This window comes from Kitasatospora sp. NBC_01302, assembly GCF_035976515.1.
In the GTDB taxonomy this organism is placed as follows: domain Bacteria; phylum Actinomycetota; class Actinomycetes; order Streptomycetales; family Streptomycetaceae; genus Kitasatospora.
The window spans coordinates 3,679,794-3,704,359 of the sequence record NZ_CP108404.1 but is presented as its reverse complement, the minus strand read 5'-3'; the positions used below and the strand labels follow the sequence as shown (position 1 = coordinate 3,704,359).

The window sequence follows — 24,566 nt, the reverse complement described above, 5'->3', positions numbered from 1 at the left end:
TCGTGAGTGCCGATGTCACCGACTTCAACGGCTACAGCCACAGCGCGCTGCGGAAGATGGTCGAGGCCCTGAACTCGGGCGATGTGATGGCCGCCAGCGACCCCTGGCGGCGGGCGTCGGACACCCTCAAGAAGATCCGCACCGCCCTGGACACGGCCTCCGGCGACGCCACCTACAGCTGGCAGGGCAACACCAGCGACGCCTTCTACTCGAAGATGACCAAGCTGGCGACGAGCGTCAACAACGCGGCGGCGTACGCGAACGACGCGGCCAACACGTTGCAGATGATGTCCGAGGCGATCGACCAGGCCAAGCACGACATGCCCGAGGAGCCCGGCTTCTGGTCCCAGGTCGGCAACGCGATCTCCGACACCGCGCAGAACGCGGTCGGGATCCAGGACGACAGTACGCAGATCCCGATCAAGGATCAGAAGAAGTCGGAAGCGGTCGCGGTCATGCAGACCCTGGCCAACAAGTACCGGACGGCGACGCCGGTGCTGAAGCCGCCGCCAATCCAAGATTATGACGAGACACAGGTACCACCCCCGGACCCGACAGCTTCGGCTGCCCTGAGCGCCTTCGTGATGGGCGCTGGCCTCGGCGCCATCGGTGGTTACACCTCGGCCCCTGTGAACACCCAGGTGGTGGGCCGTGTTTCCGAGGTACCGGCTGCTCCGGCAGTCGCCCCGCCGCGTCCGTCGGCCTGCGCGCCCGTGGCGCCGACGGATGCCGGGATCAAGGGTGGCGTCGCCAATCCGGCACCGAAGCCGTTGAAGTCGGTGGCGGTCGGCGCGGATGCGCCCGTCGCCGACCACAAGGCCGACTCGCACGCTGCCCGCCCGGCCTCCGGGCCGTCAGCTCCCGTGGCGCAGTCGAGCGTCACGGGCAACGGGACCGGTCTCGACGCCACTGCTGTCGCTGCGCCAAGGCCGCCCTCGGCCGCGCCCTCGGGCGGTCCGACCGGTCTGGTCGGAGGTGGGGGCGGCTCGGGCAGCATGCCGCCGATGGGCTTCGGTACCGGCGCCGGACGGATTCCGACGGTGGATCCCCGGCTCTCCGCCGGGGCCTTCAACGGTGAGGCGGAGTCGAACCGGCGTCCAGGTGTGGGCGGGTCGACGCCCGGCGAGGAGGGCGCAGAGGAGTCGGCCGGCGGCTCCGGACGTCCCGGTGCGACGCGGCAGGGTCTCGGCCCGGCCGAGGAAGCGTCAGCAATTGGTCGCAGCAGCGGCTTCGGGCGCGGCGGCGCTGCCCGGAGGAGTGGCGGCGGCGGGTCCGTGGTCGGCGAGGGCGAGGAGGCGATGGTCGGCCGGGCCGAGAGCGCGCAGCGCAAGGGCTTCACCGAGGGCGGCAGCGGCCTCGGCCTGCGCGGCCGGGCGGCGAGCGAGTCCGAGGCCGCCGCCGCGGAGCGGCCCCAACCGGGCCTGCTGCCGGGCGGGACGCAGGCGGCCCGCCGGAAGAAGCGGAAGGAAGGCAAGCGGGCCGACTACCTGGTCGAGGACGAGGAGACCTGGATGTCGGACGAGGGCGTCAACCCGGGCGTGGTGGAATGAGTCACCGACTGAGGTGACAGCTTCGAGGAATGGGGTGATCGACAGTGGCGAGTCGTCGGCCGGTGCGGGGGATGGCCGTCCTCGCCGCGGGGGCGTTGGTGTGGGGGCTGGCGGCTGCGCCTGCCCTCGCGGACAGCACCAGGGATCAGCAGTGGCCGTTGCAGGCCTACCAGGCCGATACCAAGGTGTGGCCGATCAGCCAGGGGGACGGTGTGACCGTCGCGGTGATCGACACCGGAACGCAGGCGGATCATCAGGATCTGACCGGGCAGGTCCTCCCCGGAGCCGACTTCTCGGGCGATCAGACCGACGGCCGGGTGGACAAGGACGGTCACGGCACCGGCATGGCGAGCCTCATCGCCGGGCACGGGCACGGGGACCAGGCCCAGGACGGCGTGATGGGGCTCGCGCCGAAGGCCAAGATCCTGCCGGTGCGGATTGCCCTCGCGAGTGCGGGCGACGTCCAGGCAGGCCCGGACAGCAAATTTCCAGATGCTCTGCGCTACGCGGTTGATCATGGGGCAAAGGTCGTCAACATGTCGTTCGGTGGCCCGATGCGAACCAGCCCCGACGATCGCGCGGCCGTCTCCTACGCGATGGCACACGACGTCGTCCTCGTAGCGGCTACCGGCAACCTCGGTTCGGTGGTCTCCTATCCCGCCGCCTTCCCCGGTGTTGTCGCGGTCGGGGCGATCGACCGGCAGGGGAACGTCTGGGACCACTCGAACCGCGGCCCCGAAACCACGCTGGTCGCACCCGGGGTGGGCATCACCAGCGCGGGCAACAAGAGCGCGACCGACTACCGCTACGCGAACGGCACCTCCGACGCCACCGCCTACGTCTCCGCCATCGCCGCCCTGGTGCGGTCGAAGTACCCCGCGCTCTCGGCCGGTCAGGTCATCCGGCGCATGATCACCAGTGCCGCCGCGCCCCCCGACCACAGCCAGGTGCCCAACGACCGCTACGGCTACGGGATCGCCTCGCCCTCCAAGGCGCTCGCCCCCAATCCGGCGGTGGACAACGGGCCGAAGGACAACCCGCTGCTGACCCGCGTCGAGTCGCAGGGGGCGCCGGACTCGTCCTCGCCGGCGCCGGTGCCGCAAGCAACCGGCGGCAGCCACGGCGGATCGACGCTCTGGCTCTACGGGGCCGGTGGCGGGGTGCTGGTGCTGATCGTGCTCGGCGTGACGTTCCTGATCCGCCGGGCCAACCGGCGCCCGGCCGCCGCCGCCCCGGCCGCCCCCAACGGCGTGCCGGCGCCGGGCGCCTACCCGCCCCCGTATCCACCTCAGCAGCCCTACCCGCCTCAGCAGCCCCATCAGGCGCCCTACCCGCCCCAGCACCACGACCCCAGGAGCTGACCCGCGTGCCTGCCGAAGCCGCCGCCACAGCCACCTGCTTCTCCTGCGCCAACACCGCGCTCCTGCCCGACCTGCCGCCGCGCGAGTCGGTGGCGCTGGACGAGCACTGGCGGGTGGCGCACGCGGTCGGGGTGGGGCTGCTCGGGTGGCTGGTGCTGGTCCCGCGGCGGCATGTGACCACCATCGCCGAGCTCACGGACGAGGAGGCGGCGGCGCTCGGGGGGTGGCAGGTGCGGCTGTCGCGGGCGCTGTCGGAGGTGACGGGGTGCGTGAAGACGTACCTCGCGCAGTTCTCCGAGGCACCGGGCTTCAGCCACCTGCACTTCCACCTGGTGCCGCGGCCGGCCGAGTTGGATCCGCAGCTGCTCGGGCCCGGCGTCTTCACGCTGATCGACAACCCGGCGCACCCCGCGCCCGAGCCGGCGGCGATGGATGCGTTCGCCCGGCGGCTGCGTGCCTGTCTCGACCGCAATCAGAATTCTGGGGCGAGGCCCTGGGGATGACCGAGCTGGTCAAGCCGCCGGTGCTGGCGGCCCGGGGCGGCTGCTGGTTCCGGGGCGGCGGGCCGGAGGTGCACCTCGGCGTCGAGCAGGACTTCGTGCCCGCCCGCAAGGCGCACCCGGGCATCCTGGTGCACGGGCTGCGGGCGCTGGGCGAGCGGCTGGAGGCACACGGGCACCCGGTGCAGTGGGACGGCGAGTTCCCCGGGTACGACCGGTTCTACGCCTTCGACAAGGTGGGCAACCGGCTGGAGTTCCTGGAGCCGAAGCAGGGCTGACGGCGTTGGGCCACTCATCGGGCCGGCAGAGCTGGGGTCCCCCGTCACCGTGGCTGCCGGTCGCCCCTCGCGGGCTCGCGCAGTCTCGGTGCCATGGTCCGTGCTGGCTGCACGGGTGGTGCTGGTCGTGCGGTTGGTGCGGGTCGTGCGCGTGCCACGGTGTTCAGGCGACGAGTTCGCGGGCCTCCAGGTAGGTCCGCACCACCGCCATGCCGTACACCGGCTGGATCAGTTGCTGGCCTTTGAAGAAGGGCCGGGCGGGTGCGAACCCGGCCGCGACGAGCAACTCGCGGATCTCTGCTATCTCCGCCTCGCTGCGGGCCGTGAAGCGGACCTCCCAGCCCTTCTTGTACGTCGAGCCCCGCTCGCCGGCCCGGCGGGCGGGGTCGGGCTGCCGGACGTATCCGGGCAGCCGGCCCAGGCGCAGCTGCGCCGCGCTCAGACCTGATGTCTCGTCATATGGCATGCCCTGATGGTAGGCAATGCCTCTGCGGCACTTGTTCCGAGGGAGTGTTCCCGGGGCGTGGCCCGGGTCACACCGGCGCGCGGTGCCGCGCGCCGGCCCCGGCCGGTTCAGGCCGTCGCCGGGCCGTCCTGGGCGGCGAGCGGCGCGGCCGGGACGAGGTGCAGGGCGTCCTGGGCGGCCTTGGCCCGGGCGTTCTCCAGCGCGCGCAGCGCGGTCTGCTGGGTGAAGGCGAGCAGGCCGACCGTGATGGCGGCCATCACCACGCCGAAGACCAGGTGGGCGGCGGTGCTGGTGACCGTGACGCCGACGGCGTTGAGGACGAAGTGGCTGCCGAGCCGCAGCGCGAGCAGCCCGATGGCGACCTTGCGGGTCTCCTTGCCGCGCCAGAGCGCCTTGGCCAGCCGCAGGCGCTTGCGCATCATGGTCAGCGAGACGGCGATGTTGGCGACGACCAGCGCGCCGAGCACCGGGAGCAGGACCGGGTAGGCCTTGATCAGGTCGTAGGCGCAGGCGAAGACGGCCTCGAAGCCGAAGAACCAGACCGGGAGCTTGAGCTCCTCGATCGGCTCGGTGATGGCGGCGAGCCCCTTGGGTGCGGCGTCGGTCCCGGCCGGCTTGGCGGTCTTCGTGAACATGGCGGACTCCCCGTTTTCCGTCCGGCCTCGCGCTCTCCGCCCCGCCGGTGATCATGATTCTGCCGGGCGGCGGCCCATCGGGGCCAGTGCGAAAGGGTCACTCGTCCGTCATGACGGATGTCACGGTCCGGGCCCGAAATCGGGGTGTGGTTCAGGTCGTGACGCAATCTGCAAGTACTTTGCTCCTAGTTACTCCGTTTGAGTGAGGGTATGGCGACTTTAGTGCTGGGCTGTCCCGATTTGACGACGGTTCAGTAACGGTGCGTCAGGTCATGAATGCGGCGACCGGGTGACAGGGGAGGGTTGTCGCATGAGCTACCAGATCCCTTCCTCGGTCCCCTCGCTCGAAGAGCTGGCCCGCCGCCAGCAGAACGTGATCACGGCGAGTCAGCTGCGCGCCCGCGGCGTGCCGTCCCGGGTGGTCAGTGAGCACTGCCGGCGCGGCGGTCCCTGGCAGCGCCTGCTGCCCCGGGTCTACCTGCTGCAGACCGGTGCGCCGACCCCCGAGCAGCGGATGTGGGCCGCGCTGCTCTACGCGGCGCAGAACGGCCGCGAGACGGGCAGCCGGGAGGGCGCGGTGATCACCGGCGCCGCGGCCCTCGCGCTCTACGGGTTCACCGCGGTGCCCCGGCTCCCGGCGGTCACCGGCGTGCAGGTGCTGGTGCCCAGGCAGCGCCGGCTGCGGGACGCCGGTGATGTGCGGATCCAGCGCACCGCACGGGAGTTGGAGGCTCATGAGGTGCACGGGCTGGCCTGCGCGCCGGTGGCCAGGGCGGTGGCGGACGCGCTGCGCGAGTGGATCGACGGCGAGGCGGCGGCCGAGGCGGAGCGTGCCGAGCAGTGCGCCGCGGAGGCCTCAGGGACGGGTGCCGGCCAGCCCGCGAGCCAGCCCGCGGGCCAGTCCGTGAGCCAGTCCGTGAGCCCGGCGACCGGGCCGTCCGCCGGGCCGGCGGTGCGGCTGGAGCCGCGGGCGCTGCGCTCGGTGCTGCGCGAGGCGGTGGCCGGGACGGCCGCCGACGCGCAGCCGGGCTGCACCCTCGCCGAGCTGATCGCCGAACTGCGCGAGGCGCACCTGATCGAGGTCCCGCGGGTCCGGGCGGCGGTGGACGAACTGCTCGCCGCCGAGCGCGAGTCGGCGCTGCTGTCGGTGATCGAGCTGGCCGCCGCCGAGTTGCTGCCCGCTCCGCTGGTCGGCCCCGAGCTGCGGATGCGCGGCGGCACCTTCGTCGCGGTGCCGGACCTGTACTGGCCGCAGGCGGGGGTGGCGGTGGAGGTCGACTCCGAGCTGCGCTGCGTCAGCGAGGGCGAGCAGGCCTGGGTGCGGGCCGGTCAGCACCGGATGGAGTACCTGGGGGTCCGGGTGGTCTACCTCGACGCCGAGCGGCTGGCCGGCGAGCCGGCGGCGGTGGCGGAGCAGCTGCGGCAGACCTTCCTGGTGGGCGGGGCCGACCTCGTCGAACTGCTGCTGTCGGAGGGCTGAGCGGCACCCGCCGCCCAGCGCCTCACCCCAGGGCCGGGGCTCCGGTCAGCTCCACTCCGGCCTCGCGCAGCTGGTCGAGCGCGGCGGCCGTGGTCGCGGGCGCGACGCCCGCGGTCAGGTCGAGCAGCACCCGGGTGGCGAACCCCTCGCGCACGGCGTCCAGCGCCGTGGCCCGCACGCAGTGGTCGGTGGCGAGGCCGACCAGGTCCACCGCCGTCACGGAACGCTCGCGCAGCCAGTCCGCGAGCGAGCCGCCGTTCTCGTCGACGCCCTCGAACCCGCTGTACGCGGCCGCGTACGCGCCCTTGTCGAAGACCGCCTCGATCGCCCCGGAGGTCACCGAGGGCGCGAAGTTGGGGTGGAAGCCCACCCCCTCCGTCCCGGCCACGCAGTGCGGCGGCCAGCTGTCGACGAAGTCGGGGTCGGCGGAGAAGTGCGCCCCGGGGTCGTGGTGGTGGTCGCGGGTGGCCAGGATGTGGCTGTACTCGCTGCGGGCGGTGGCGATCAGCTCGGTGATCGCAGCCGCGACCTCGGCGCCGCCGGCGACGGGAAGACTGCCGCCCTCGCAGAAGTCGTTCTGCACATCGATGACGATCAGGGCCCGTTGCATGGCTGGTTCCTCGCAGGCGGTCGGTCGGGGTAGGGGAGTGGAGTGTGGCCACTCTAGGGAGTGGGGGTGGGGGGCGGAAGGGGCGGCACCGGCGGGATACCGCCCCTGGCGTCCGCCCGTCAGCCCAGCAGCAGCTCGGTGGTCAGCACCGGCTCGCCCTTGGAGAGCTGGGTGGCCGACAGCGGCAGCGCGGCCCGGGAGCGCAGGTGCCGCTCGCGTGCGGCGGTCAGCGGCTCGCGTCCCACCATCTCGCCGCCGCGCACCAGCGGGACCTGCAGCGCGTACGGTGCGAGCTGCTCCGGCAGCGCTCCGGTGCCCACCACCTCGGCCTCGGCCACGCCGTCCGCGTCCGGGCGCCGGGCGGCCCACTTGCGCCCGCCCACACTGGACTTGGCGCCCGCCGAGCGCTTGGCCACCGGCACCAGCGGTGCCTCGGGACCGGCCGAGGCGGCGCGGGCCACCAGCTTGTAGACCATGGCGCAGGTCGGGTGCCCGCTGCCGGTCACCAGGCTGGTGCCGACCCCGTAGCCGTCCACCGGGGCGGCGGCCAGGGCGGCGATGGCGTACTCGTCCAGGTCGGAGGTGACGATGATCCTGGTCCTGCGCGCGCCCAGCTCGTCCAGCTGGCGGCGGACCCGGTGGGCGAGCAGGGTCAGGTCGCCGGAGTCGATCCGTACCGCGCCCAGCTCGGGCCCGGCCACCTCGACGGCGGTGCGCACCGCCTCGGCCAGGTCGTAGGTGTCCACCAGCAGCGTGGTCCCGGTGCCCATCGAGTCGAGCTGCGCGGTGAACGCGTCCCGCTCGCTGTCGTGCAGCAGGGTGAAGGCGTGCGCGGCGGTGCCGGTGGTCGGGATGCCGTGGGCGAAGCCGGCCGCCAGGTCGGAGGTGGCGGCGAAACCGGCGATGTAGGCCGCGCGGGCGGCGGCCACGGCGGCGGCCTCGTGGGCCCGGCGGGCCCCCATCTCGATGCACGGCCGCTCCCCTGCGGCGGCCGTCATCCGGGAGGCCGCCGCCGCGACCGCCGAGTCGAAGTTGAGGATGGAGAGGATCACCGTCTCCAGGATCACCGCCTCGGCGAAGCTGCCCTCCACGGTGAGCAGCGGCGAGCCGGGGAAGTAGGCCTCGCCCTCCGGGTAGCCGTGGATGTCGCCGCTGAAGCGGTAGTCGGCCAGCCAGCTCAGCGTGGCCTCGTCCACCACGCGCTGGTCGGCCAGCCAGTCCAGCTGGGGGGTGGTGAAGCGGAAGTTCTCCACCGCGTCCAGCACCCGGCCGGTGCCGGCGAACACCCCGTAGCGGCGGCCGTCGGGCAGCCGGCGGGTGAAGACCTCGAAGACCGAGCGGCGGTGCGCGGTGCCGCTGCGCAGTGCGGCCTGCAGCATGGTCAGCTCGTAGCGGTCGGTGAGCAGCGCGGTCGAGCCGGCTGTCGGCGAGGTGGGCGCGGCGGACTGCGTCGCCGCGAATGCCTGGGCGTCCATGAGGATGATGCTACTACCACTTAGCGTCAGATTGACGATTTCCTGCCCGAGGGCCGGGTCGGAATCGCTCCGAGGTCCCCCGGATGGCAGCATGGGAGGTCAGACGAGCTGTACCGAAGCATGCCCGGATCCGGCTGGACCCGCTCCGGGCCCCGCGAGCCACCGATGAGGAGAGCCAGTCGTGAGTGTCGCGCCGGCCGAGATCGAACGCCCCGAGGCCGAGAGTCTCCCGGTGGCGGAGCCGGACACTCCGTGGGTGACCATCGTCCACAACGACCCGGTCAACCTGATGAGCTACGTCCTCTACGTCTTCCAGGCCTACTTCGGCTACCCGAAGGAGAAGGCGCGCAAGCTCATGATGGAGGTCCACACCCGGGGCCGCGCGGTGGTCTCCAGCGGTACCCGCGAGGAGATGGAGCGCGACGTGCAGGCCATGCACGGCTACGGCCTGTGGGCCACGCTGCAGCACGACTGACCCGCCGTCGGCCGGCGGGGCGCCGGCTGATCCAACGACACCTACGAGAACCGGACGGTTACCTGACGATGGCTGGGTTGTTCGAGCGGACCCGAGACGGCGGCGCCGCGATCGCCCTTGAAGAGGTGGAGGTCGCCATCCTCCGCTCGCTCGAGGTGCAGATGCTGGAGCTGATCGGTCCAGGCCCCGGCGAGGCGCCCGGTGCCGAGGCCGACCCGTTCGCCGCGCTCTTCGCCGACGGGCCCACCGAGGCGCCGGGCGATCCCGCGCTGGCCCGGCTCTTCCCCGACGCGTACGGCGAGCCCGGCAAGCCGGTGGACGCCGGGACCAAGGCGGCCGCCGGGGAGTTCCGCCGGTACACCGAGCTGGACCTGCGCGCCCGCAAGCGCGAGGACGCGCTGCTGGTGATCCGCTCGCTGGACACCGTCGGCCAGGGGGGCGGGGTGCTGCAGCCCAGCACCGAGGACTGCCCGCGCTGGCTGAGCGCGCTCAACGACCTGCGGCTGACCCTCGGGGTGCGCCTGGAGGTCACCGAGGAGGACGAGCAGGGGCTGTACAGCCTGCCCGACAGCGACGAGCGCAAGCCGCTGGTGATGGCCTACCTCTGGCTCGGCGCGATGCAGGAGTCGCTGCTGGAGGCGATGACGGGCTGAGCCCGTCCGGCGGGTCCCGGGTGAGCCCGGGGCCCCGGACGGCCGGGCCCTATCCTGGCCGCATGCTGACCATCACCCGAGAGCTGCACGACGCGATCGTCGCCCACGCCCGCGCCGACCACCCGGACGAGGCCTGCGGGGTCGTCGCGGGCCCGGCCGGCAGTGACCGCCCCGAGCGCTTCATCCCGATGCTGAACGCGGCCCGCTCGCCCACGTTCTACGAGTTCGACTCGGCCGACCTGTTCAAGCTGTACCGCGAGATGGACGACCGGGACGAGGAGCCGGTCGTGGTCTACCACTCGCACACGGCCACCGAGGCCTACCCCTCGCGCACCGACGTCAGCTACGCCTCCGAGCCGAACGCGCACTACGTGCTGGTCTCCACGGCCGAGGGCACCGGCGTGGACGACCCGTTCCAGTTCCGCTCGTTCCGGATCGTCGAGGGCGTGATCACCGAGGAGGAGGTCACGGTCGTCGACGGCGCCGCCGCCTGACCGGGGCGCCGGCATCGCCCCCGGTGCAGGAGCGACGGGGCGGGCCGCGGGGGAATCTCACAGCGTGGTCGAAAAGCATCCAGTCTGCGAGACGCGCATGTCGGAACCGGGGCGGGAATCTATACGATGAGCCCATGCGTTCCGTCGATGTGAGCACTCAGGCCCCGGGCACCCGCCTCGTGGCGCGCCTGCACATCGACCTGTGCCGGCACGCCGCGGCCATCTGTCCCGGCACCTGAACCGCGATCGCCCCGCCCGTACGGGGAGGCCGCGCAGCACGTCCCGTCGCACGTCACGAAGCCAGTTCACCCCCGCCGCGCGCCCGCGGCACCCTCTCACCCGCCCAGGAGCGCAGCCATGGCCATCGAGGTCCGCATCCCGACCATCCTCCGTACCTACACCGACGGTGCCAAGGCCGTCGAAGGCGCCGGCACCAACCTCGGGGAGCTCATCGCCGACCTCGATGTCCGCCACCCGGGCATCGCCGCCCGCCTGCTGGACAACGGCGACCTGCGCCGGTTCGTGAACGTCTACCTGAACGACGAGGACGTCCGCTTCCTGGAGGGCATCGCCACCGGCGTCAAGGACGGTGACAGCATCACCATCCTGCCCGCCGTCGCCGGCGGCTCCCGCTGATGCGCTACGACAGCCCGCTCGCGGCCGTCGGCAACACCCCGCTGGTCCGGCTGCCCCGCCTGTCCGCCGCCATTCCCGGCAACGCGGACGGGCGGGTCAGCCTGTGGGCGAAGCTGGAGGACCGCAACCCGACCGGCTCGATCAAGGACCGCCCGGCGCTCTACATGATCGAGCGGGCCGAGGCCGCCGGCCGGCTCACCCCCGGCTGCACCGTGCTGGAGCCCACCAGCGGCAACACCGGTATCTCGCTGGCCATGGCGGCCAAGCTCAAGGGCTACCGGATGGTCTGCGTGATGCCGGAGAACACCAGCGAGGAGCGGCGCGAACTGCTGCGGATGTGGGGCGCGGAGATCATCTCCTCGCCCGCCGCCGGCGGTTCGAACACGGCGGTGCGGGTGGCCAAGGAGCTGGCCGCCGAGCACCCCGACTGGGTGATGCTCTATCAGTACGGCAACCCCGACAACGCCGGGGCGCACTACGCCACCACCGGTCCGGAGATCCTGGCCGACCTGCCCACGGTCACGCACTTCGTGGCCGGACTCGGCACCACCGGCACCCTGATGGGCGTCGGCCGCTTCCTGCGCGAGAAGGTGCCGGGCGTGCGGATCGTGGCCGCCGAGCCGCGCTACGACGACGTGGTCTACGGGCTGCGCAACCTGGACGAGGGCTTCGTCCCCGAGCTCTACGACGCCGAGGTGCTCACCACCCGGTTCAGCGTCGGCTCGGCCGACTCGGTCCGCCGCACCCGTGAACTCCTCGCCGAGGAGGGCATCTTCGCGGGCGTCTCGACCGGCGCGATCCTGCACGCCGCGCTCGGCGTCGGCCGGCGCGCGGCCGAGGCGGGCGAGCAGGCGGACATCGTCTTCGTGGTCCCCGACGGCGGCTGGAAGTACCTGTCCACCGGCATCTACACCGCCGAGAGCACCGAGGCGGCCGTCGAACTGCTCCAGGGCCAGCTCTGGGCGTGACGCCACCGCACCACAGGCGTGGCCGGCCCCCGAGCAGGGGAGCCGGCCACGGCGGTGTCAGGGGGCATGCGGGTGGGGTTCACCTGGACGGGTGAGCGCTCTGGACGCGGGCCCAGAGGTGGCTGTCGACCGGGCCGACGCGGCGGCGGAAGTGGGTGAGCGGGACCTGCCGGAGTTCGTCCAACTCCAGCCAGCTGGCCCGGCCCTGGCGGTCGGCGACGGTGCCCGGGGGGAGGGCGAGGACGCCGGGCAGCTCGGCGTGGTGCTTGCTGGTGATCTTCGCGACGGTGGCGGTGCGCCCGTCCACCCGCAGGACCAGGCACGGGCGGTCCTTGCTGCCGTGGCCGTCCTCGAAGGGGACTTCGGCCCACCAGATCTCGCGCGGCGCGGGCGTCCGCCCGGCCCCGCCGGGGCGCGCGCCGGGCCGTTCGTCCCGGCCGGCGGGCCCGGGGCGGCCCGCGGGCGGTGCGCTGCGCGGCCGGGGCGGGCGGGGGCCGCGACCGCGGTCCGTTCCGCCGCCCGATCCGCTGCCCCGGCGCCGGCCCGCGAGCACCGCGAGGCCGATCAACAGGGCCAGGGCGGCCAGCACGATCAGCCCGATCAGCGTGGGCGGGACGCCATGCGAGTGATTCATGTGCTGACCGTACCGGGCTGTGACAGTTGAGAATTTATCCGCTTCCCGTTTCCGCTCTGTCACGGATCCATCACCGGGCCCGGCCGACACCCGCGCCCCTCACGTCACCGGAAATCGTTCAGGCAAGCCCCTAGCTCAGCTCTCGGAACACCCGGAGGTGGCGCCAGATGAGCAGTCAGCGCAGCAACGGCGACGCGTGGTCCTACGCCGAGATCGCCCGCCACATCGGAGTCCAGCCCGACACCGTGCGCAGCTACCGCCGGCACGGCCTGCTCCCCGACCCCGACTTCGTCGACCAGGCCGGCCACCCGCGCTGGTACGCCGACACCATCCGGGCCTGGGCCGTGCGCCGCCCGGGCCACCGCTGAGAAGGGGTGCGTCCGCCCCCGCGCGCGGCCCGAGCGCGCGACCCGCCCCCGCGCCGCCCCGTTCTGGTGATTCCAGCCACAGCGCGGCACGGGGGCGGGGGCAAAGTGCCGCTCCGCCCTTACTCTCGACACGCGACCGCTGCAGCTACCCGCCGGTGTGACCCGGCGGTAACTGGCGTGCTCGGGACCTGGATCGGGCGGAGGGGCTCAGGATGAAACTGACTGTGGTGGGGTGCTCCGGGAGCTTCCCCTCGCCCGACTCGCCCTGCTCCAGCTACCTGGTCGAGGCCGACGGCTACCGCCTGGTGCTCGACCTCGGCAACGGCGCGCTCGGCGCCCTGCAGAACCACATCGGCCTGTACGACGTGGACGCCGTCGCGCTGAGCCACCTGCACGCCGACCACTGCGTCGACCTGTGCGTCTACTTCGTGGCCCGCAACTACCGCCAGGAGGGCTGCCCGGAGCCGCTGCCGGTCTACGGTCCCGAGGGCACGCCGGGCCGGCTGGCCCGCGCCTACGACATGCCCGAGCAGCCCGGGATGAGCGGGGTCTTCGAGTTCCACACGCTGACCCCCGGCACCTTCGCGCTCGGCCCGCTGACGGTCACCGCGATCCGGGTCAACCACCCGGTGGAGGCCTACGCCTTCCGGATCGAGCACGGTGGCCGGTCGCTGGTCTACTCCGGCGACACCGGGGAGTGTCCGGAGCTGGTCGAGCTGGCCCGGGACTGCGACTTCTTCCTGTGCGAGGCCGCCTTCACGGACGGCAAGGAGACCGTGCGGTCGATCCACCTCAACGGCCGCGAGGCCGGCGAGCACGCGGCCGCCGCCGGTGCGCGCCGCCTGGTGCTCACCCACATCCCGCCGTGGACCGATCCGCAGCGCAACCTGCGCGATGCCGAGGCCGCGTTCCGGGGCCCGGTGGAGCTGGCCAAGGCCGGCGCGACGTACGAGATCTGAGCGGGGAGACGGACATGCGAGAGGGGCACCGGCCGCGGCCGGTGCCCCTCTCGCATGCGGTCAGTGCGCGGGCGTCACGCCTTGGTGACGTCCTCGACCTCGTCCTCGGGCTCGCGGCCCGGGGTCGGGAGGTTGAACTTGGTGATCGCGAAGCGGAAGACCACGTAGTAGACCACCGCGAAGACCAGGCCGATCGGGATGATCAGCCAGGGCTTGGTGGCGAAGTGCCAGTTGAAGACGTAGTCGATCGCGCCGGCCGAGAAGGTGAAGCCGTCGTGCACGCCGAGCGCCCAGGTGATCATCATCGACAGCGCGGTCAGCACCGCGTGGACGGCGTAGAGCGCGGGGGCGATGAAGAGGAAGGCGAACTCGATCGGCTCGGTGATGCCGGTCATGAACGAGGTCAGCGCCAGCGACATCATCATGCCCATGACGGCCTTGCGGCGCTCGGGGCGGGCGCAGTGCGCGATGGCGAGCGCGGCGGCGGGCAGGCCGAACATCATGACCGGGAAGAAGCCGGACATGAACTGTCCGGCGCTGTGGTCGCCGGCGAAGAAGCGGTTCAGGTCACCCTGGACCAGCTTGCCCGAGGCGTCGTGGAAGGTGCCCGCCTGCTGCCAGAAGAAGGTGTTCGCGAACTGGTGCATGCCGACCGGCAGCAGCCCGCGGTTGATCAGGCCGAAGATGCCGGAGCCGACCGCGCCGAGGCCGATCGCCCAGTTGCTGAAGCTGTTGAGCGCGTCGCCGACCGGGCCCCAGGCCAGGCCGAAGGCGATGCCGAGGAAGGTGCCGACGAAGGCCATGATGAGCGGCACCAGGCGGCGGCCGTTGAAGAAGCCGAGCCAGTCGGGCAGCTTGGTGCGGTGGTAGCGCTGCCACAGCGTCGCGCTCAGCAGGCCGATGACCACACCGCCGAGCACGCCCGGGTTCTGCGGGGTGCCGGCCGGGTTGGCGGCCGTGACGCTGCCGGACATCGGGAAGACCGTCAGGACGTTGTGGAAGACCAGGTAGCCGACGAGGGCCGCGAGTGCGGTGGAGCCGTCCGCCTTCTTGGCGAGACCGATGGCGATGCCGACGCAGAAGAGCAGCGGCATGTTGTCGAAGACCGCGTGACCGGCGGCTGCGAAGGTGGCGACCAGCTTGGCCGGCAGGTGCAGCTTGTCCTGTACGTCCGTCTGCCCCAGGCGCAGCAGGATTCCGGCGGCCGGCAGGACGGCGATCGGCAGCTGGAGGCTGCGGCCGATCTTCTGCAGGCTCTGCAGGGAGTTCTGCCCGAACTGCTTGAGGGGCGATGGTGCGGCGGGCGCCGGTGCCTGCGCAGTCGTACTCATGGGGTGGTTCCTCACGACAGGGCGTACCGGGTGGGGTGCGGCCGGGGCCGGTACGCGAACTGGTCTACACCACTAGTGGTGTAGACCAGTTTTGTAGCACGGGCCGAGAGGGGCTGGAAGGGCAGAAAGGCCCGCAGGTGGGAAGCGCTATGAAATCGAAACCTTGTTGTGGATTAACGATCATCCCACTGGATCGCGATCGAACCGTGAGCTGTCTCACGCTGGGCCATGACGGCCCTTGGGGCCACTGGGTTCAGTCCCTGGTGGTGTCCTCGACCTCGTCCTCGGGCTCGCGGCCGGGGGTGATCAGATTGAACTTGGTGATCATGAAGCGGAAGAGCGCGTAGTAGACCACCGCGAAGCAGGCGCCGATCAGGATGATCAGCCAGGGCTTGGTGGCCAGGGTCCAGTTGATCAGGTAGTCGATCAGGCCGGCCGAGAAGCTGAACCCGTCGTGCACCCCCAGTGCCCAGGTGACGCCCATCGACACCCCGGTCAGCAGGACGTGCGCCACGTAGAGCAGGGGGGCGACGTAGAGGAAGGAGTACTCGATCGGCTCGGTCACGCCCGTCACGAAGCTGGTCAGCGCGACCGAGGTCATCAGGCCCATCACCTCCTTGCGGCGGTGCGGCTTGGCGCAGTGCGCGATGGCCAGGGCGGCGGCGGGCAGCGCGAACATCATGATCGGGAAGAAGCCCGAGGTGAACTGCCCGGCCGTCGGGTCGCCCGCCAGGAAGCGGTTGATGTCGCCGTTGACCACGGTGCCGTCGGGCTTGGTGTAGCTGCCGTACTGGAACCACATGAAGGTGTTCAGGAACTGGTGCATGCCGATCACCAGCAGCGCGCGGTTCGCCACGCCGAAGATGCCGGAGCCGAGCGGGCCGAGGTCGGAGAGCCACTTGCTGAAGTGGGTCAGCGCCGTCCCGATCGGCGGCCAGACCCACAGGGCCAGGACCGCGAAGACCAGCCCGACGAAGGCCATGACCATCGGCACCAGGCGGCGCCCGTTGAAGAAGCCCAGCCAGTCCACCAGCTTGGTCCGGTGGAAGCGCACCCAGCACCAGGCGGACATCAGGCCCATGATGATGCCGCCGAAGACCCCCGGGTTCTGGTAGCTCGGTGGCGTGGTCGGCGGCTTCACCGGGAACTGGTGCAGGATGTTGAAGTAGACGAGGAAGCCGGCCACCGCCGCGAGCGCGGTCGAGCCGTCGGCCTTCTTGGCCATGCCGATCGCGACGCCGACGCAGAAGAGCAGCGGCAGGCCGAGCGAGGAGTCCAGCAGTGCGCCACCGGCGCCCGACAGCACCTTGGCGACGTCCGGCCAGTCGGCGACCTTGCCCTCGGGGCCGAAGATGTCCGGCTGGCCCAGGCGGTTGAGGATGCCGGCGGCGGGGAGCACGGCGACCGGCAGCTGCAGCGAGCGGCCCATCTTCTGCAGGCCCCCGTAGAAGGTCTGCCACCGCTGCTTGCGCGGGACCGCGGGGCTCGCCGAGCTCATCATCGTCCTTCCGCAGTTCCGGCAGGCCGGAGCCGCGAGCGGTCCGGGCGGTGGGCGGTTGCGGGAACACCGGCACCACCCCGCACGTTTTGGGAAGTACACCCGTATTGGTGTAGACCAGTCGTGGCGCAGCCGTACCGACGTGGACCTGAACCCCACTCATCGTCATCCTGGGAGGAAGATCCACGACGTGCGCGCGGTGCTGGGCCGATCGGGTACCAGCGTGGCGCATCATCCGGAACCGGGTGATCCTGGTCGCGCCGGTGTGCGCGGCGGGCTGCTGAGCCCGCGTCATCCCGGCCACCCCCGCAGGGCACATCGCAGGACGGCCTCCGGCAAAGCAACCGGAACGCCGAAACAGAGGGAGAAAGACAATGGCCACCAAGGCTGAGAAGATCGTCGCCGGTCTCGGCGGTATCGACAACATCGAAGAGGTCGAAGGCTGCATCACCCGGCTGCGGACCGAGGTCAAGGACGCCTCCCTCATCGACGAAGCCGCCCTGAAGGCCGCCGGCGCCCACGGCGTGGTGAAGATGGGCACCGCGATCCAGGTCGTCATCGGCACCGACGCGGACCCGATCGCCGCCGAGATCGAGGACATGATGTGAGCTGAGGCTCACCCGGCACCGCCGCCCGGGCCCGTCACCGCACCGCGGTGGCGGGCCCTCGGGGTATGTCCGGTATGCGTGGAGCGACTAGGCTCAGACGCTATGTCACGCATCGACGGTCGCACGCCCGACCAACTCCGCCCGATCACCATCGAGCGCGGCTGGAGCAAGCACGCCGAAGGCTCGGTCCTGGTCTCCTACGGCGACACCAAGGTGCTCTGCACCGCCAGCGTCACCGAAGGCGTCCCGCGCTGGCGCAAGGGCAGCGGCGAGGGCTGGGTCACCGCCGAGTACGCCATGCTGCCGCGCGCCACCAACACCCGCGGCGACCGCGAGTCCGTCCGTGGCAAGATCGGCGGCCGCACCCACGAGATCAGCCGGCTGATCGGCCGTTCGCTGCGCGCCGTGGTCGACCACCGCGCGCTCGCCGAGAACACCATCGTGCTCGACTGCGACGTGCTGCAGGCCGACGGCGGCACCCGCACCGCCGCGATCACCGGCGCCTACGTCGCCCTGGTCGACGCCGTCTCCTGGGCCCGGGAGCGCAAGCTGCTGCGCGCCAAGGGGCAGCCGATCACCGGCGGCGTCAGCGCGGTCAGCGTCGGCATCATCGACGGCGTGCCGATGCTCGACCTGCGCTACGAGGAGGACGTGCGCGCCGAGACCGACATGAACATCGTCTGCACCGCCGACGGCCGCTTCGTCGAGGTCCAGGGCACCGCCGAGGGGGCGCCGTTCGACCGCGACCTGCTCAACCAGCTGCTCGACCTGGGCACGCTGGGCTGCGCCGAACTGGACGAGATCCAGCGCAAGGCGCTCGAGGGCTGATCGGATCCGAACGGATCACGTCAGGGTGGGCGGGCGGGGCTGTACACGGCGCCGTCCGGAACGTACGGTTCCCGGACCAGCACACCGCATCGGAGGACCGCGATGCAGCAGAGCATGACCCGTCCCGCCGCCCTCGCCGTGGCCGCGCTGATCCTCGTCCTCCCGCTCAGTGCGGTCAGTTGCTCGGCCACCCGGAAGGCGCTCGACTGCGGCAACACGGCGGTGCGCGTCGGCACCGACCTCGGCCAGCTCAACAGCGCCTACGGCAACGCGAACAACGACCCGGCCGCGGCCGGGCGCGCGCTGGCGAACCTCAAGGCCGACCTCGACAAGCTCGGCAGGAACGCCGGCGGCACCGACGTCTCCAAGGCCGTCACCGACCTGCAGCAGCAGGCCGACAAGGCACAGCAGGCGATCGACGCCAAGCAGGTCCCCGACCTCGGGCCGATGGGTGACGCGGCGTCGAACCTGACGAAGGTCTGCACCGGCTGAGCCGCTGACGGGCCGTCGCACGGCCGGGCGGCGGCCCGTCAGCGGGCCGTTGGGCGGCGACCGGGGCGGGACGGGGGATACTCGGGGGTCATGAGCACTCCCCGACGCCTCGTCCTCGCCACCCGCAACCAGCACAAGGTCATCGAACTGCGCGCGATCCTCGGCGCCGCGGGCCTCGACGTCGACCTGGTCGGCGCCGACGCCTACCCCGAGATCCCCGACGTCCGCGAGACCGGCGTGACCTTCGCCGAGAACGCCCTCCTCAAGGCCCACGCGCTCGCCCGGGCCACCGGCCTGCCCGCCGTCGCCGACGACTCCGGCCTGTGCGTGGACGTCCTCGGGGGTGCGCCCGGCATCTTCTCCGCCCGCTGGGCCGGCAAGCACGGCGACGACCGCGCCAACCTGGAGCTGCTGCTCGCCCAGCTCTCCGACATCGCCGACCCGCACCGTGGCGCCCACTTCGCCTGTGCGGCGGCGCTGGCCCTGCCGGACGGCACCGAACGCGTGGTGGAGGGCCGCCTGCTGGGCACCCTGCGCACGGCCCCGGCGGGCGAGGGCGGCTTCGGCTACGACCCGATCCTGCAGCCCCTCGGCGAGACCCGCACCTGCGCGGAACTGACCGCAGCGGAGAAGAACGCGATCAGCCACCGGGGCCAGGCGTTCAGGGAACTGGCGCCGGTGGTGGGGGAGTTGCTGGGGTGAGCCCAACGCGAGGAGAAGGCCGGGCTGAAGCTCTCAGCCCGGCCTTCTCCTCGCAGGTGAACCTGAGTGCGGCCGAAGGGATTCGAACCCTCAAGCCCTCACGGGCCAGCGGACCTAAACCGCTTGCGTCGCCGTTGCGCCACGGCCGCAGGAACTGCTGCGGCCAATGGTACTTGGGTCCGGCGGGTTGTTCACATCCCGTTGGTGAGATCCGACGACGCGCTGATCTTCTTGCGGCGACAGTAGGTCGCGGTAACGGCGTGACAGTTGGGGCAGAGGAGGCGGAGGTTGTTGGGTCGATTGTCCGACCAGTCTCCGTTGATGTGGTCGACTTCGCCGCCACCGCTGTGGGGGTCGGGTCAGGCCTCGACCTTGAGGTCGCGCAGGAGCTTGGCGACGTGGCCGGTGGCCTTGACGTTGTAGAGGGCCCGCTCGACCTTGCCCTGCTCGTCGACGATCACGGTGGAGCGGATCACGCCGACCACCGTCTTGCCGTAGAGGGACTTCTCGCCGTAGGCCGCGTAGGCCGCAAGGACGGACTTGTCGGCGTCGGAGAGCAGGGTGACCTTGAGGTTCTCGGTCTCACGGAACTTGCCGAGCTTCTCCGGCTTGTCCGGCGAGATGCCGATGACGTCGTACCCGGCGCCGGCGAAGACCTCCAGGTTGTCGGTGAAGTCGCAGGCCTGGGTGGTGCAGCCGGGGGTCAGGGCGGCGGGGTAGAAGTAGACGATCACCTTGCGGCCGAGGTGGTCCGCGAGGGACACCTGCTTGCCGTCGGCGTCGGGCAGGGAGAAGGCGGGGGCGGTGTCCCCGGCCTGGAGACGCTCAGTCACGGTTGATCTCCTGTGCTGGACTAGGTGGTCGTGCCATCGGCAAACCTACCTCTGATGGTGGGTGGGACTGCGCGCCCTGGCGGGGGAGCTGACAGACTGAGCGGGAGCAGACCGTGACGCGAGGCGAGTGAGGTGGCCCGGGTGGGCAAGGGGAAGACGAAGGACGCGGTGCGGGACGACGCCGGGCGGAGCACCGCCGAGATCGAGGCGAACATCGCCCGCACCCGCACGCAGCTGGCAGACACGCTGGACGAGCTGGCGATGCGGGTGCACCCGACCACGGTCGCCGCCCAGGTGCGGGCGAAGGCGCTGGCCGCGGTGGAGCAGCGGGCCGGGCGGCTCTACGTCGGCGCCAGCCGGGCCGTGGAGCAGGTGAAGGCGCAGTTCGTGGACGAGAAGGGCCAGCCGCGCAAGGAGCGGATCGTGCCGGCGGTGCTGGTCGGCGGCGGTGTGCTGCTGCTGGTCGCCTCGGCGCGCAAGCGCAAGAGCGACTGACGCGAGCGGGGCGACCGACCGGGGACGGATCGTGGGCCAGCGCTCCGGCGTGGGCCCGCGCCAGGTACCGTCTGGGCGTGAGCGCGAACGACGAGCAGAGCAAGCAGGCCGAGCAGCCGGTGTCCACCGGGCTGCCCGAACACGGCCGACACGACCGGCTGGGCGAGAAGCTGCCGATCCGGATGCTGCATGACCGGGTGCTGGTGCGCACCGAGGGCGGGGAGGGCGAGCGCCGCTCGACGGGCGGGATCCTGATCCCCGCCACGGCCGAGCTGAGCAAGCGGTGCACCTGGGCGGAGGCGGTCGCGGTGGGCCAGTCCGTGCGCGCGGTGGAGCCCGGGGACCGGGTGCTGTACGACCCCGAGGACAAGCTGGAGGTCGAGGTGCGCGGCGCGACCTACGTGCTGCTGCGCGAGCGTGACCTGCACGCGGTGGCCGCCGAGCGGCTGAAGGACTCGGAGGGGTCGACGGGGCTCTACCTGTAGGACCGCCGGCGCCGTTGGCATGTCGAGGGCCCCGCCTGGTGTCAGGTGGGGCTCCTCCTCGTTCGGGCTAGGCGGGGTGGCTGGGGTGGGTCGGCTGACTCACCGTGTGGAGTGCGGCGGATGCGTTCCGTCGCGACTCCCCGAGCCCCCTGGAACAGGAGAAGTACCCTCATGCGTGCCCTTTGGACGGCTGCCGCGCTCACCGCGGCGATGAGCCTCACCACGGTCGGCGCCGCGGCTGCGGCCGTCCCCACCCGGGACCCCGACGCGCTGGCGGTGGTGGCGGCGCACCTGGCCTCGCTGCCGATGCCGGCGATGCCTGCCATGCCGGTGCGGGATGCGGATCCGGCGCTGCCGTCGCTCCCGATCACCCTGCCGACGGGCCTGCCGTCGCTGCCGATCACCCTGCCCACCGGCTTGCCGACGAGCCTTCCGTCGCTCCCCGCGCTGCCGACGAGCCTTCCGTCGCTGCCCGCGCTGCCGACGAGCCTTCCGTCGCTGCCGGTCACCCTTCCCTCCCTGCCGGCCCTGCCGACCAGCCTTCCCACCACCCTGCCGGGCGTCGGTGCGCTGACCGCGCTGCTCAGCTCCTTGCTGTCCACGATCACCAACCTGCTGGCCAGCCTCGGGATCCCGATCACGCTGCCCACCCTGCCCGCTCTGTCCCCCGCGGACCCGGCTGCTCTCCAGCAGACGGTGAACGGCCTGCAGCGGGCCGCGGAGCAGCTGAACGGGGCGGTCTCGGCCGCCAAAGCGGGTGCCGCGCACGCGCACTGACGCTGCTGTGCCCCTGATGCCCCCGGCGCCGCGCCTCGGCGCACCGGGGGCATCAGCGCGTCCGGGGGCATCGGCGCGTCCGGGTGAGTCCGCGGAAAAACCCCTGCCGTCGCGGGGGCGGGCCGCTACCGTGGTCTGACACAACCTCAGATCTGTTGCAGCCCCGAACGAGGCCCCGGACCCCCCGGGTGTCCATCGGTCGGGGCTCTTGGGCGCGGCCCCGCGCCGGGCGGCGCCGTCCTGTTCGCGTGCGGAGCGGCAGCTTCGCCGAAAAGTCGACAAGGAGATATTTGATGGACACGTCGGCCGGGCTCTACCTGGCCATCGCGCGCGGCGGCTTCCGCCGCTACTCCACCTACCGGGTGGCGACGCTGGCCGGGGCCTTCACCAACACCGTCTTCGGGTTCATCCTGGCCGCCACCTTCCTGGCCCTGTGGCGGGCCAAGCCGGGCCTGGGCGGCTACGGCACCGGACAGGCCGTCACCTACATCTGGGTCAGCCAGGCGCTGCTGGTGACCGTCGCGGCCTGGGGTGGCGGGTTCCAGGACGACATCCAGGCGCGCTTCCGCACCGGTGACATCGCCGTCGACCTGTACCGCCCGGTGGACTTCCTCGGCTGGTGGCTGGCCGCCGAGCTGGGCCGGGCGGCCTTCCAGCTGCTCACCCGCGGCGTCGTCCCGCTGGCCGTCGGAGTGCTGGCCGGACAGGCCGTGCTGCCACGCTCGGTGCTGACCTGGCCGGTCTTCCTGGTCTCGGTGCTGCTCGCCGTGCTGGTCAGCTTCGGGCTGCGGTTCCTGGTCTCGGTGGCCGCCTTCTGGCTGCACGACGCGGACGGGCTGCGCGCGCTGATGCTGGTGATCTCGATGTTCATGTCCGGGATGCTGCTGCCGCTCACCCTCTTCCCCGAGGGGCTGCGGCAGGCGGCCCAGGCGCTGCCCTGGTCGGCCATCATCCAGGTGCCCTGCGACGTCTTCCTGGAGCGCTACGGCGACCGGCCGCTGACCGGGCGGGTGCTGGGCGAGCTGGGGTTCCAGCTGCTCTGGGCCGTGCTGCTGCTCGCCGCCGGGCGCCTGGCCCAGGCGCTGGCCACCCGCAAGGTGGTGGTCCAGGGTGGCTGACCCGCTGGTCGCACGGGTCTGCTGGGCGGCCACCTCCTGGCGGCTGGCAGCCGCCATGTGGATGCGCGCCGCACTCTCCTACCGCACCTCCTTCGTGCTGACCTCGCTGGGCAGCCTGGCCATCACCGGCCTGGACTTCGTGGTGCTGGTCCTGATGCTGCGGCACACCGGCCGGCTCGGCGGCTGGACGCTGCCCGAGATCGGTCTGCTCTACGGCACCTCGGGCTTCTCGCTGGGGGTCGCCGACCTGCTGATCGGCTCGGTGGACGGGCTGGGCGAGCGGATCCGCTCCGGAGAGCTGGACGTGCTGCTGATCCGGCCGGCCCCCGCGCTCTCGATGGTCTGCGCCGAGCGCTTCACGCTGCGCCGGATCGCGCGTCCGCTGCAGGCGCTGGCGGTGCTCGGCTGGTCGCTCGGCGAGCTGCCGCTGCACTGGACCTGGGGGCGGATCCTGCTGCTGCCCACCCTGCTGATCAGCGGCACGGTGATCTTCGGGGCGGTCTTCGTGGCCGGTGCGGCCGTGCAGTTCTGGTGGGACGAGAGCCGGGAGTTCCAGAACGCCTTCACCTACGGCGGCGCCAGTCTGCTCAGCCACCCGCCCGGCATCTACGCCAGGAAGCTGCTCGCCGGGGCCACCTTCGGGATCCCGCTGGCCTTCGTCAACTGGCTGCCGCTGCTCTACCTGCTGGACCGCCCGGACCCGCTCGGCCTGCCGGCGGCCTTCGGCCTGGCCTCGCCGCTGGCGGCCGTGCTCAGCGCGCTGGGCGCCGGGCTCGCCTGGCGGGCCGGGCTGCGCGCCTACCGCGGCACCGGCAGCTGATCAACCGTCAGCTCCGCTCCACTGAAAGGAAGTCAGTCATGAGCCTGATCGAACTCGACTATGTGTCAAGGACCTTCAGTATCCGGACCAGGACCGGCCGGCTGCGCCGTGAGCGGCGCGAGGTGCGCGCGGTGGACGGGTTGAGCTTCACCGTGGCGGCCGGCGAGTGCGTCGGCTACATCGGGCCGAACGGCGCGGGCAAGTCGACCACGATCAAGATGCTCACCGGGATCCTGGTGCCGACCTCGGGCCGGCTGCGGGTGGCGGGGGTGGACCCGGCGCGTGACCGGGTCGCCCTGGCCCGCCGGATCGGGGTGGTCTTCGGCCAGCGCACCACGCTCTGGTGGGACCTGCCGCTGCGCGACTCCTACGAGCTGGCCCGCCGGCTCTACCGGATCCCACCCCCTCGGTACCGGGCCAATCTGGCCCGGTGTGTCGAACTGCTGCAGCTGGGCGACCTGTTGGACACCCCGGTGCGCCAACTCTCGCTCGGCCAGCGGATGCGCGGCGACCTGGCCGCCGCGCTGCTGCACGACCCGCAGGTGCTCTACCTGGACGAGCCGACCATCGGCCTGGACGTGGTCAGCAGGGCGCGGGTGCGCGAGTTCCTGCGGGAGATCAACGCGAGCGGCACCACCGTGCTGCTGACCACCCACGACCTGACCGATATCGAGCAGCTGTGCGGGCGGGTGATGGTGATCGACCACGGCCGGGTGGTCTACGACGGCGACCTGCCGGGGCTGCACGCGACGGGCGAGAGCGAGCGGGTCCTGGTGGTCGACCTGGCCAGGGAGGCCGCGCCGATCGAGGTGCCCGGCGCGCGGGTGGTCAAGGTGGAGGGCAGTCGGCAGTGGCTGGCGTTCCCGGCCCAGCGCAGCGCGGCGCCGATCGTGGCCGCGGTCGCCGAGCGCTACCCGCTGCTCGACCTTTCGGTGCGGGAACCGGCGATCGAGGACGTGATCGCGCGGATGTACGCGGGGGTCGCGATCGGCTGAACGGGCGTGACCCGGGCGGGGCGGCGGCGGTTGAGTCCTGCG

The 24,566-nt window shown here is 72.0% G+C and carries 30 protein-coding genes, 1 tRNA gene and 2 pseudogenes; 23 read left to right on the top strand and 10 right to left on the bottom strand.

All coding sequences use genetic code 11. The features are described from left to right. Nucleotides 1-2 precede the first annotated feature (2 nt). The 4 genes and pseudogenes from OG294_RS15775 to OG294_RS15760 form a co-directional block, all read left to right on the top strand. Nucleotides 3-1,550 (top strand): PPE domain-containing protein, encoded by a 1,548-nt coding sequence (locus OG294_RS15775; protein ID WP_327067135.1) that lies wholly within the window; start codon nucleotides 3-5, stop codon nucleotides 1,548-1,550. 71 nt (nucleotides 1,551-1,621) lie between these two features. Further along, the gene (locus OG294_RS15770) at nucleotides 1,622-2,911 is read left to right on the top strand and encodes a S8 family serine peptidase (protein ID WP_327067134.1); all 1,290 of its coding nucleotides are present in this window, start codon (nucleotides 1,622-1,624) and stop codon (nucleotides 2,909-2,911) included. 5 nt (nucleotides 2,912-2,916) lie between these two features. Beyond that, on the top strand, nucleotides 2,917-3,414 hold the full coding sequence (locus OG294_RS15765) for an HIT family protein (protein ID WP_327067133.1): 498 nt from the start codon (nucleotides 2,917-2,919) through the stop codon (nucleotides 3,412-3,414). Continuing rightward, a pseudogene (locus OG294_RS15760) lies at nucleotides 3,390-3,689 on the top strand (glyoxalase); the annotation flags it as partial. The gene OG294_RS15765 and the pseudogene OG294_RS15760, both read left to right, overlap by 25 nt. 163 nt (nucleotides 3,690-3,852) lie before the next feature. Here OG294_RS15760 and OG294_RS15755 read toward each other — a convergent pair. Next, nucleotides 3,853-4,155 carry a hypothetical protein gene (locus OG294_RS15755; RefSeq protein WP_184937733.1) on the bottom strand — a complete coding sequence of 101 codons (303 nt, stop codon included), beginning with the start codon at nucleotides 4,153-4,155 and terminating at the stop codon, nucleotides 3,853-3,855. A 107-nt stretch (nucleotides 4,156-4,262) separates the two neighbouring features. Beyond that, nucleotides 4,263-4,790, bottom strand: coding sequence for a hypothetical protein (locus tag OG294_RS15750; RefSeq protein ID WP_327067132.1), 528 nt, complete (start codon nucleotides 4,788-4,790; stop codon nucleotides 4,263-4,265). A gap of 310 nt (nucleotides 4,791-5,100) precedes the next feature. Here OG294_RS15750 and OG294_RS15745 point away from each other — a divergent pair, with 310 nt between their 5' ends. Beyond that, on the top strand, nucleotides 5,101-6,270 hold the full coding sequence (locus tag OG294_RS15745) for a type IV toxin-antitoxin system AbiEi family antitoxin domain-containing protein (RefSeq protein ID WP_327067131.1): 1,170 nt from the start codon (nucleotides 5,101-5,103) through the stop codon (nucleotides 6,268-6,270). Between the two features lie 22 nt (nucleotides 6,271-6,292). Here the strand turns inward: OG294_RS15745 and OG294_RS15740 are convergent, their stop codons facing one another. Continuing rightward, nucleotides 6,293-6,880: an isochorismatase family protein gene (locus OG294_RS15740; protein WP_327067130.1), complete on the bottom strand. Its 588-nt coding sequence runs from the start codon at nucleotides 6,878-6,880 to the stop codon at nucleotides 6,293-6,295. Between the two features lie 119 nt (nucleotides 6,881-6,999). Then, nucleotides 7,000-8,355, bottom strand: coding sequence for a nicotinate phosphoribosyltransferase (locus OG294_RS15735; RefSeq protein ID WP_327067129.1), 1,356 nt, complete (start codon nucleotides 8,353-8,355; stop codon nucleotides 7,000-7,002). 181 nt (nucleotides 8,356-8,536) lie between these two features. On the opposite strand from OG294_RS15735, the gene clpS reads away from it, so the two are divergent. The 6 genes from clpS (at nucleotide 8,537) to OG294_RS15705 (ending at nucleotide 11,581) form a co-directional block, all read left to right on the top strand. Further along, nucleotides 8,537-8,830, top strand: a complete 294-nt coding sequence (gene clpS / locus OG294_RS15730) for an ATP-dependent Clp protease adapter ClpS (protein WP_327067128.1) — start codon at nucleotides 8,537-8,539, stop codon at nucleotides 8,828-8,830. A 68-nt stretch (nucleotides 8,831-8,898) separates the two neighbouring features. Further along, the gene (locus OG294_RS15725) at nucleotides 8,899-9,483 is read left to right on the top strand and encodes a DUF2017 domain-containing protein (protein WP_327067127.1); all 585 of its coding nucleotides are present in this window, start codon (nucleotides 8,899-8,901) and stop codon (nucleotides 9,481-9,483) included. 62 nt (nucleotides 9,484-9,545) lie between these two features. After that, entirely contained in the window at nucleotides 9,546-9,977 is a 432-nt protein-coding gene (locus OG294_RS15720; protein WP_327067126.1) for a M67 family metallopeptidase, read from the top strand. 134 nt (nucleotides 9,978-10,111) lie between these two features. Next, nucleotides 10,112-10,216, top strand: coding sequence for a putative leader peptide (locus OG294_RS15715; protein ID WP_327067125.1), 105 nt, complete (start codon nucleotides 10,112-10,114; stop codon nucleotides 10,214-10,216). A gap of 118 nt (nucleotides 10,217-10,334) precedes the next feature. Continuing rightward, nucleotides 10,335-10,613: a MoaD/ThiS family protein gene (locus OG294_RS15710; RefSeq protein WP_184937747.1), complete on the top strand. Its 279-nt coding sequence runs from the start codon at nucleotides 10,335-10,337 to the stop codon at nucleotides 10,611-10,613. Continuing rightward, nucleotides 10,613-11,581, top strand: coding sequence for a PLP-dependent cysteine synthase family protein (locus OG294_RS15705; protein ID WP_327067124.1), 969 nt, complete (start codon nucleotides 10,613-10,615; stop codon nucleotides 11,579-11,581). The genes OG294_RS15710 and OG294_RS15705 overlap by 1 nt, the downstream gene beginning before the upstream one ends. 79 nt (nucleotides 11,582-11,660) lie before the next feature. Here the strand turns inward: OG294_RS15705 and OG294_RS15700 are convergent, their stop codons facing one another. Then, nucleotides 11,661-12,215 (bottom strand): type II toxin-antitoxin system PemK/MazF family toxin, encoded by a 555-nt coding sequence (locus tag OG294_RS15700; protein WP_327067123.1) that lies wholly within the window; start codon nucleotides 12,213-12,215, stop codon nucleotides 11,661-11,663. Nucleotides 12,216-12,382: 167 nt separating this feature from the next. On the opposite strand from OG294_RS15700, the gene OG294_RS15695 reads away from it, so the two are divergent. Together OG294_RS15695 and OG294_RS15690 are read left to right on the top strand one after the other, a co-directional pair. Further along, nucleotides 12,383-12,583 carry a MerR family transcriptional regulator gene (locus tag OG294_RS15695; RefSeq protein ID WP_327067122.1) on the top strand — a complete coding sequence of 67 codons (201 nt, stop codon included), beginning with the start codon at nucleotides 12,383-12,385 and terminating at the stop codon, nucleotides 12,581-12,583. A gap of 212 nt (nucleotides 12,584-12,795) precedes the next feature. Beyond that, nucleotides 12,796-13,542 (top strand): MBL fold metallo-hydrolase, encoded by a 747-nt coding sequence (locus OG294_RS15690; protein WP_327067121.1) that lies wholly within the window; start codon nucleotides 12,796-12,798, stop codon nucleotides 13,540-13,542. A gap of 74 nt (nucleotides 13,543-13,616) precedes the next feature. Here the strand turns inward: OG294_RS15690 and OG294_RS15685 are convergent, their stop codons facing one another. Both OG294_RS15685 and OG294_RS15680 read right to left on the bottom strand, forming a co-directional pair. Continuing rightward, a complete protein-coding gene (locus OG294_RS15685) occupies nucleotides 13,617-14,873 on the bottom strand; it encodes a PTS transporter subunit EIIC (RefSeq protein WP_327067120.1) in 1,257 nt (418 codons plus the stop codon). A 253-nt stretch (nucleotides 14,874-15,126) separates the two neighbouring features. Then, complete coding sequence (locus OG294_RS15680; protein ID WP_327067119.1) at nucleotides 15,127-16,371, bottom strand: PTS transporter subunit EIIC; 1,245 nt, start codon at nucleotides 16,369-16,371, stop codon at nucleotides 15,127-15,129. A 317-nt stretch (nucleotides 16,372-16,688) separates the two neighbouring features. On the opposite strand from OG294_RS15680, the gene OG294_RS15675 reads away from it, so the two are divergent. The 4 genes from OG294_RS15675 to rdgB all read left to right on the top strand — a co-directional run bounded on the left by OG294_RS15675 (nucleotide 16,689) and on the right by rdgB (nucleotide 19,001). Further along, a complete protein-coding gene (locus OG294_RS15675) occupies nucleotides 16,689-16,979 on the top strand; it encodes a PTS glucose/sucrose transporter subunit IIB (RefSeq protein WP_327071564.1) in 291 nt (96 codons plus the stop codon). Between the two features lie 102 nt (nucleotides 16,980-17,081). Continuing rightward, nucleotides 17,082-17,807, top strand: a complete 726-nt coding sequence (rph, locus tag OG294_RS15670; RefSeq protein WP_327067118.1) for a ribonuclease PH — start codon at nucleotides 17,082-17,084, stop codon at nucleotides 17,805-17,807. 102 nt (nucleotides 17,808-17,909) lie between these two features. Beyond that, nucleotides 17,910-18,299, top strand: coding sequence for a hypothetical protein (locus tag OG294_RS15665; RefSeq protein ID WP_327067117.1), 390 nt, complete (start codon nucleotides 17,910-17,912; stop codon nucleotides 18,297-18,299). Between the two features lie 90 nt (nucleotides 18,300-18,389). Then, nucleotides 18,390-19,001 carry an RdgB/HAM1 family non-canonical purine NTP pyrophosphatase gene (gene rdgB, locus OG294_RS15660; RefSeq protein WP_327067116.1) on the top strand — a complete coding sequence of 204 codons (612 nt, stop codon included), beginning with the start codon at nucleotides 18,390-18,392 and terminating at the stop codon, nucleotides 18,999-19,001. A gap of 67 nt (nucleotides 19,002-19,068) precedes the next feature. Here the strand turns inward: rdgB and OG294_RS15655 are convergent. The 3 genes and pseudogenes from OG294_RS15655 to bcp form a co-directional block, all read right to left on the bottom strand. Continuing rightward, nucleotides 19,069-19,150, bottom strand: a tRNA-Leu gene (locus OG294_RS15655). Nucleotides 19,151-19,192: 42 nt separating this feature from the next. Beyond that, a pseudogene (locus tag OG294_RS15650) lies at nucleotides 19,193-19,336 on the bottom strand (HNH endonuclease); the annotation flags it as partial. A gap of 24 nt (nucleotides 19,337-19,360) precedes the next feature. Further along, complete coding sequence (gene bcp, locus OG294_RS15645) at nucleotides 19,361-19,834, bottom strand: thioredoxin-dependent thiol peroxidase (RefSeq protein ID WP_327067115.1); 474 nt, start codon at nucleotides 19,832-19,834, stop codon at nucleotides 19,361-19,363. Between the two features lie 141 nt (nucleotides 19,835-19,975). Between bcp and OG294_RS15640 the strand changes: the two genes are divergently transcribed. The 6 genes from OG294_RS15640 to OG294_RS15615 all read left to right on the top strand — a co-directional run bounded on the left by OG294_RS15640 (nucleotide 19,976) and on the right by OG294_RS15615 (nucleotide 24,524). Further along, nucleotides 19,976-20,329: a DUF3618 domain-containing protein gene (locus OG294_RS15640; RefSeq protein ID WP_327067114.1), complete on the top strand. Its 354-nt coding sequence runs from the start codon at nucleotides 19,976-19,978 to the stop codon at nucleotides 20,327-20,329. Between the two features lie 182 nt (nucleotides 20,330-20,511). After that, complete coding sequence (locus OG294_RS15635) at nucleotides 20,512-20,814, top strand: GroES family chaperonin (protein WP_327071563.1); 303 nt, start codon at nucleotides 20,512-20,514, stop codon at nucleotides 20,812-20,814. A gap of 171 nt (nucleotides 20,815-20,985) precedes the next feature. After that, complete coding sequence (locus OG294_RS15630) at nucleotides 20,986-21,591, top strand: hypothetical protein (protein WP_327067113.1); 606 nt, start codon at nucleotides 20,986-20,988, stop codon at nucleotides 21,589-21,591. A 293-nt stretch (nucleotides 21,592-21,884) separates the two neighbouring features. Next, nucleotides 21,885-22,709: an ABC transporter permease gene (locus OG294_RS15625; RefSeq protein ID WP_327067112.1), complete on the top strand. Its 825-nt coding sequence runs from the start codon at nucleotides 21,885-21,887 to the stop codon at nucleotides 22,707-22,709. Further along, nucleotides 22,702-23,529 (top strand): ABC transporter permease, encoded by an 828-nt coding sequence (locus tag OG294_RS15620; protein WP_327067111.1) that lies wholly within the window; start codon nucleotides 22,702-22,704, stop codon nucleotides 23,527-23,529. The genes OG294_RS15625 and OG294_RS15620 overlap by 8 nt, the downstream gene beginning before the upstream one ends. 38 nt (nucleotides 23,530-23,567) lie before the next feature. Continuing rightward, the gene (locus tag OG294_RS15615; RefSeq protein ID WP_327067110.1) at nucleotides 23,568-24,524 is read left to right on the top strand and encodes an ABC transporter ATP-binding protein; all 957 of its coding nucleotides are present in this window, start codon (nucleotides 23,568-23,570) and stop codon (nucleotides 24,522-24,524) included. Nucleotides 24,525-24,566: the final 42 nt, after the last annotated feature.

Excerpts from the sequence above, each read along its gene's own strand:
- OG294_RS15770 (WP_327067134.1), top strand. The coding sequence starts at position 1,622 with ATGGCCGTCCTCGCCGCGGGGGCGTTGGTGTGGGGGCTGGCGGCTGCG.
- OG294_RS15755 (WP_184937733.1), bottom strand. The coding sequence starts at position 4,155 with ATGCCATATGACGAGACATCAGGTCTGAGCGCGGCGCAGCTGCGCCTG.
- OG294_RS15750 (WP_327067132.1), bottom strand. The coding sequence starts at position 4,790 with ATGTTCACGAAGACCGCCAAGCCGGCCGGGACCGACGCCGCACCCAAG.
- OG294_RS15745 (WP_327067131.1), top strand. The coding sequence starts at position 5,101 with ATGAGCTACCAGATCCCTTCCTCGGTCCCCTCGCTCGAAGAGCTGGCC.
- OG294_RS15740 (WP_327067130.1), bottom strand. The coding sequence starts at position 6,880 with ATGCAACGGGCCCTGATCGTCATCGATGTGCAGAACGACTTCTGCGAG.
- OG294_RS15735 (WP_327067129.1), bottom strand. The coding sequence starts at position 8,355 with ATGGACGCCCAGGCATTCGCGGCGACGCAGTCCGCCGCGCCCACCTCG.
- OG294_RS15725 (WP_327067127.1), top strand. The coding sequence starts at position 8,899 with ATGGCTGGGTTGTTCGAGCGGACCCGAGACGGCGGCGCCGCGATCGCC.
- OG294_RS15720 (WP_327067126.1), top strand. The coding sequence starts at position 9,546 with ATGCTGACCATCACCCGAGAGCTGCACGACGCGATCGTCGCCCACGCC.
- OG294_RS15715 (WP_327067125.1), top strand. The coding sequence starts at position 10,112 with ATGCGTTCCGTCGATGTGAGCACTCAGGCCCCGGGCACCCGCCTCGTG.
- OG294_RS15710 (WP_184937747.1), top strand. The coding sequence starts at position 10,335 with ATGGCCATCGAGGTCCGCATCCCGACCATCCTCCGTACCTACACCGAC.
- OG294_RS15705 (WP_327067124.1), top strand. The coding sequence starts at position 10,613 with ATGCGCTACGACAGCCCGCTCGCGGCCGTCGGCAACACCCCGCTGGTC.
- OG294_RS15700 (WP_327067123.1), bottom strand. The coding sequence starts at position 12,215 with ATGAATCACTCGCATGGCGTCCCGCCCACGCTGATCGGGCTGATCGTG.
- OG294_RS15695 (WP_327067122.1), top strand. The coding sequence starts at position 12,383 with ATGAGCAGTCAGCGCAGCAACGGCGACGCGTGGTCCTACGCCGAGATC.
- OG294_RS15690 (WP_327067121.1), top strand. The coding sequence starts at position 12,796 with ATGAAACTGACTGTGGTGGGGTGCTCCGGGAGCTTCCCCTCGCCCGAC.
- OG294_RS15685 (WP_327067120.1), bottom strand. The coding sequence starts at position 14,873 with ATGAGTACGACTGCGCAGGCACCGGCGCCCGCCGCACCATCGCCCCTC.
- OG294_RS15680 (WP_327067119.1), bottom strand. The coding sequence starts at position 16,371 with ATGAGCTCGGCGAGCCCCGCGGTCCCGCGCAAGCAGCGGTGGCAGACC.
- rph (WP_327067118.1), top strand. The coding sequence starts at position 17,082 with ATGTCACGCATCGACGGTCGCACGCCCGACCAACTCCGCCCGATCACC.
- OG294_RS15665 (WP_327067117.1), top strand. The coding sequence starts at position 17,910 with ATGCAGCAGAGCATGACCCGTCCCGCCGCCCTCGCCGTGGCCGCGCTG.
- rdgB (WP_327067116.1), top strand. The coding sequence starts at position 18,390 with ATGAGCACTCCCCGACGCCTCGTCCTCGCCACCCGCAACCAGCACAAG.
- OG294_RS15635 (WP_327071563.1), top strand. The coding sequence starts at position 20,512 with ATGCTGCATGACCGGGTGCTGGTGCGCACCGAGGGCGGGGAGGGCGAG.
- OG294_RS15630 (WP_327067113.1), top strand. The coding sequence starts at position 20,986 with ATGCGTGCCCTTTGGACGGCTGCCGCGCTCACCGCGGCGATGAGCCTC.
- OG294_RS15625 (WP_327067112.1), top strand. The coding sequence starts at position 21,885 with ATGGACACGTCGGCCGGGCTCTACCTGGCCATCGCGCGCGGCGGCTTC.
- OG294_RS15615 (WP_327067110.1), top strand. The coding sequence starts at position 23,568 with ATGAGCCTGATCGAACTCGACTATGTGTCAAGGACCTTCAGTATCCGG.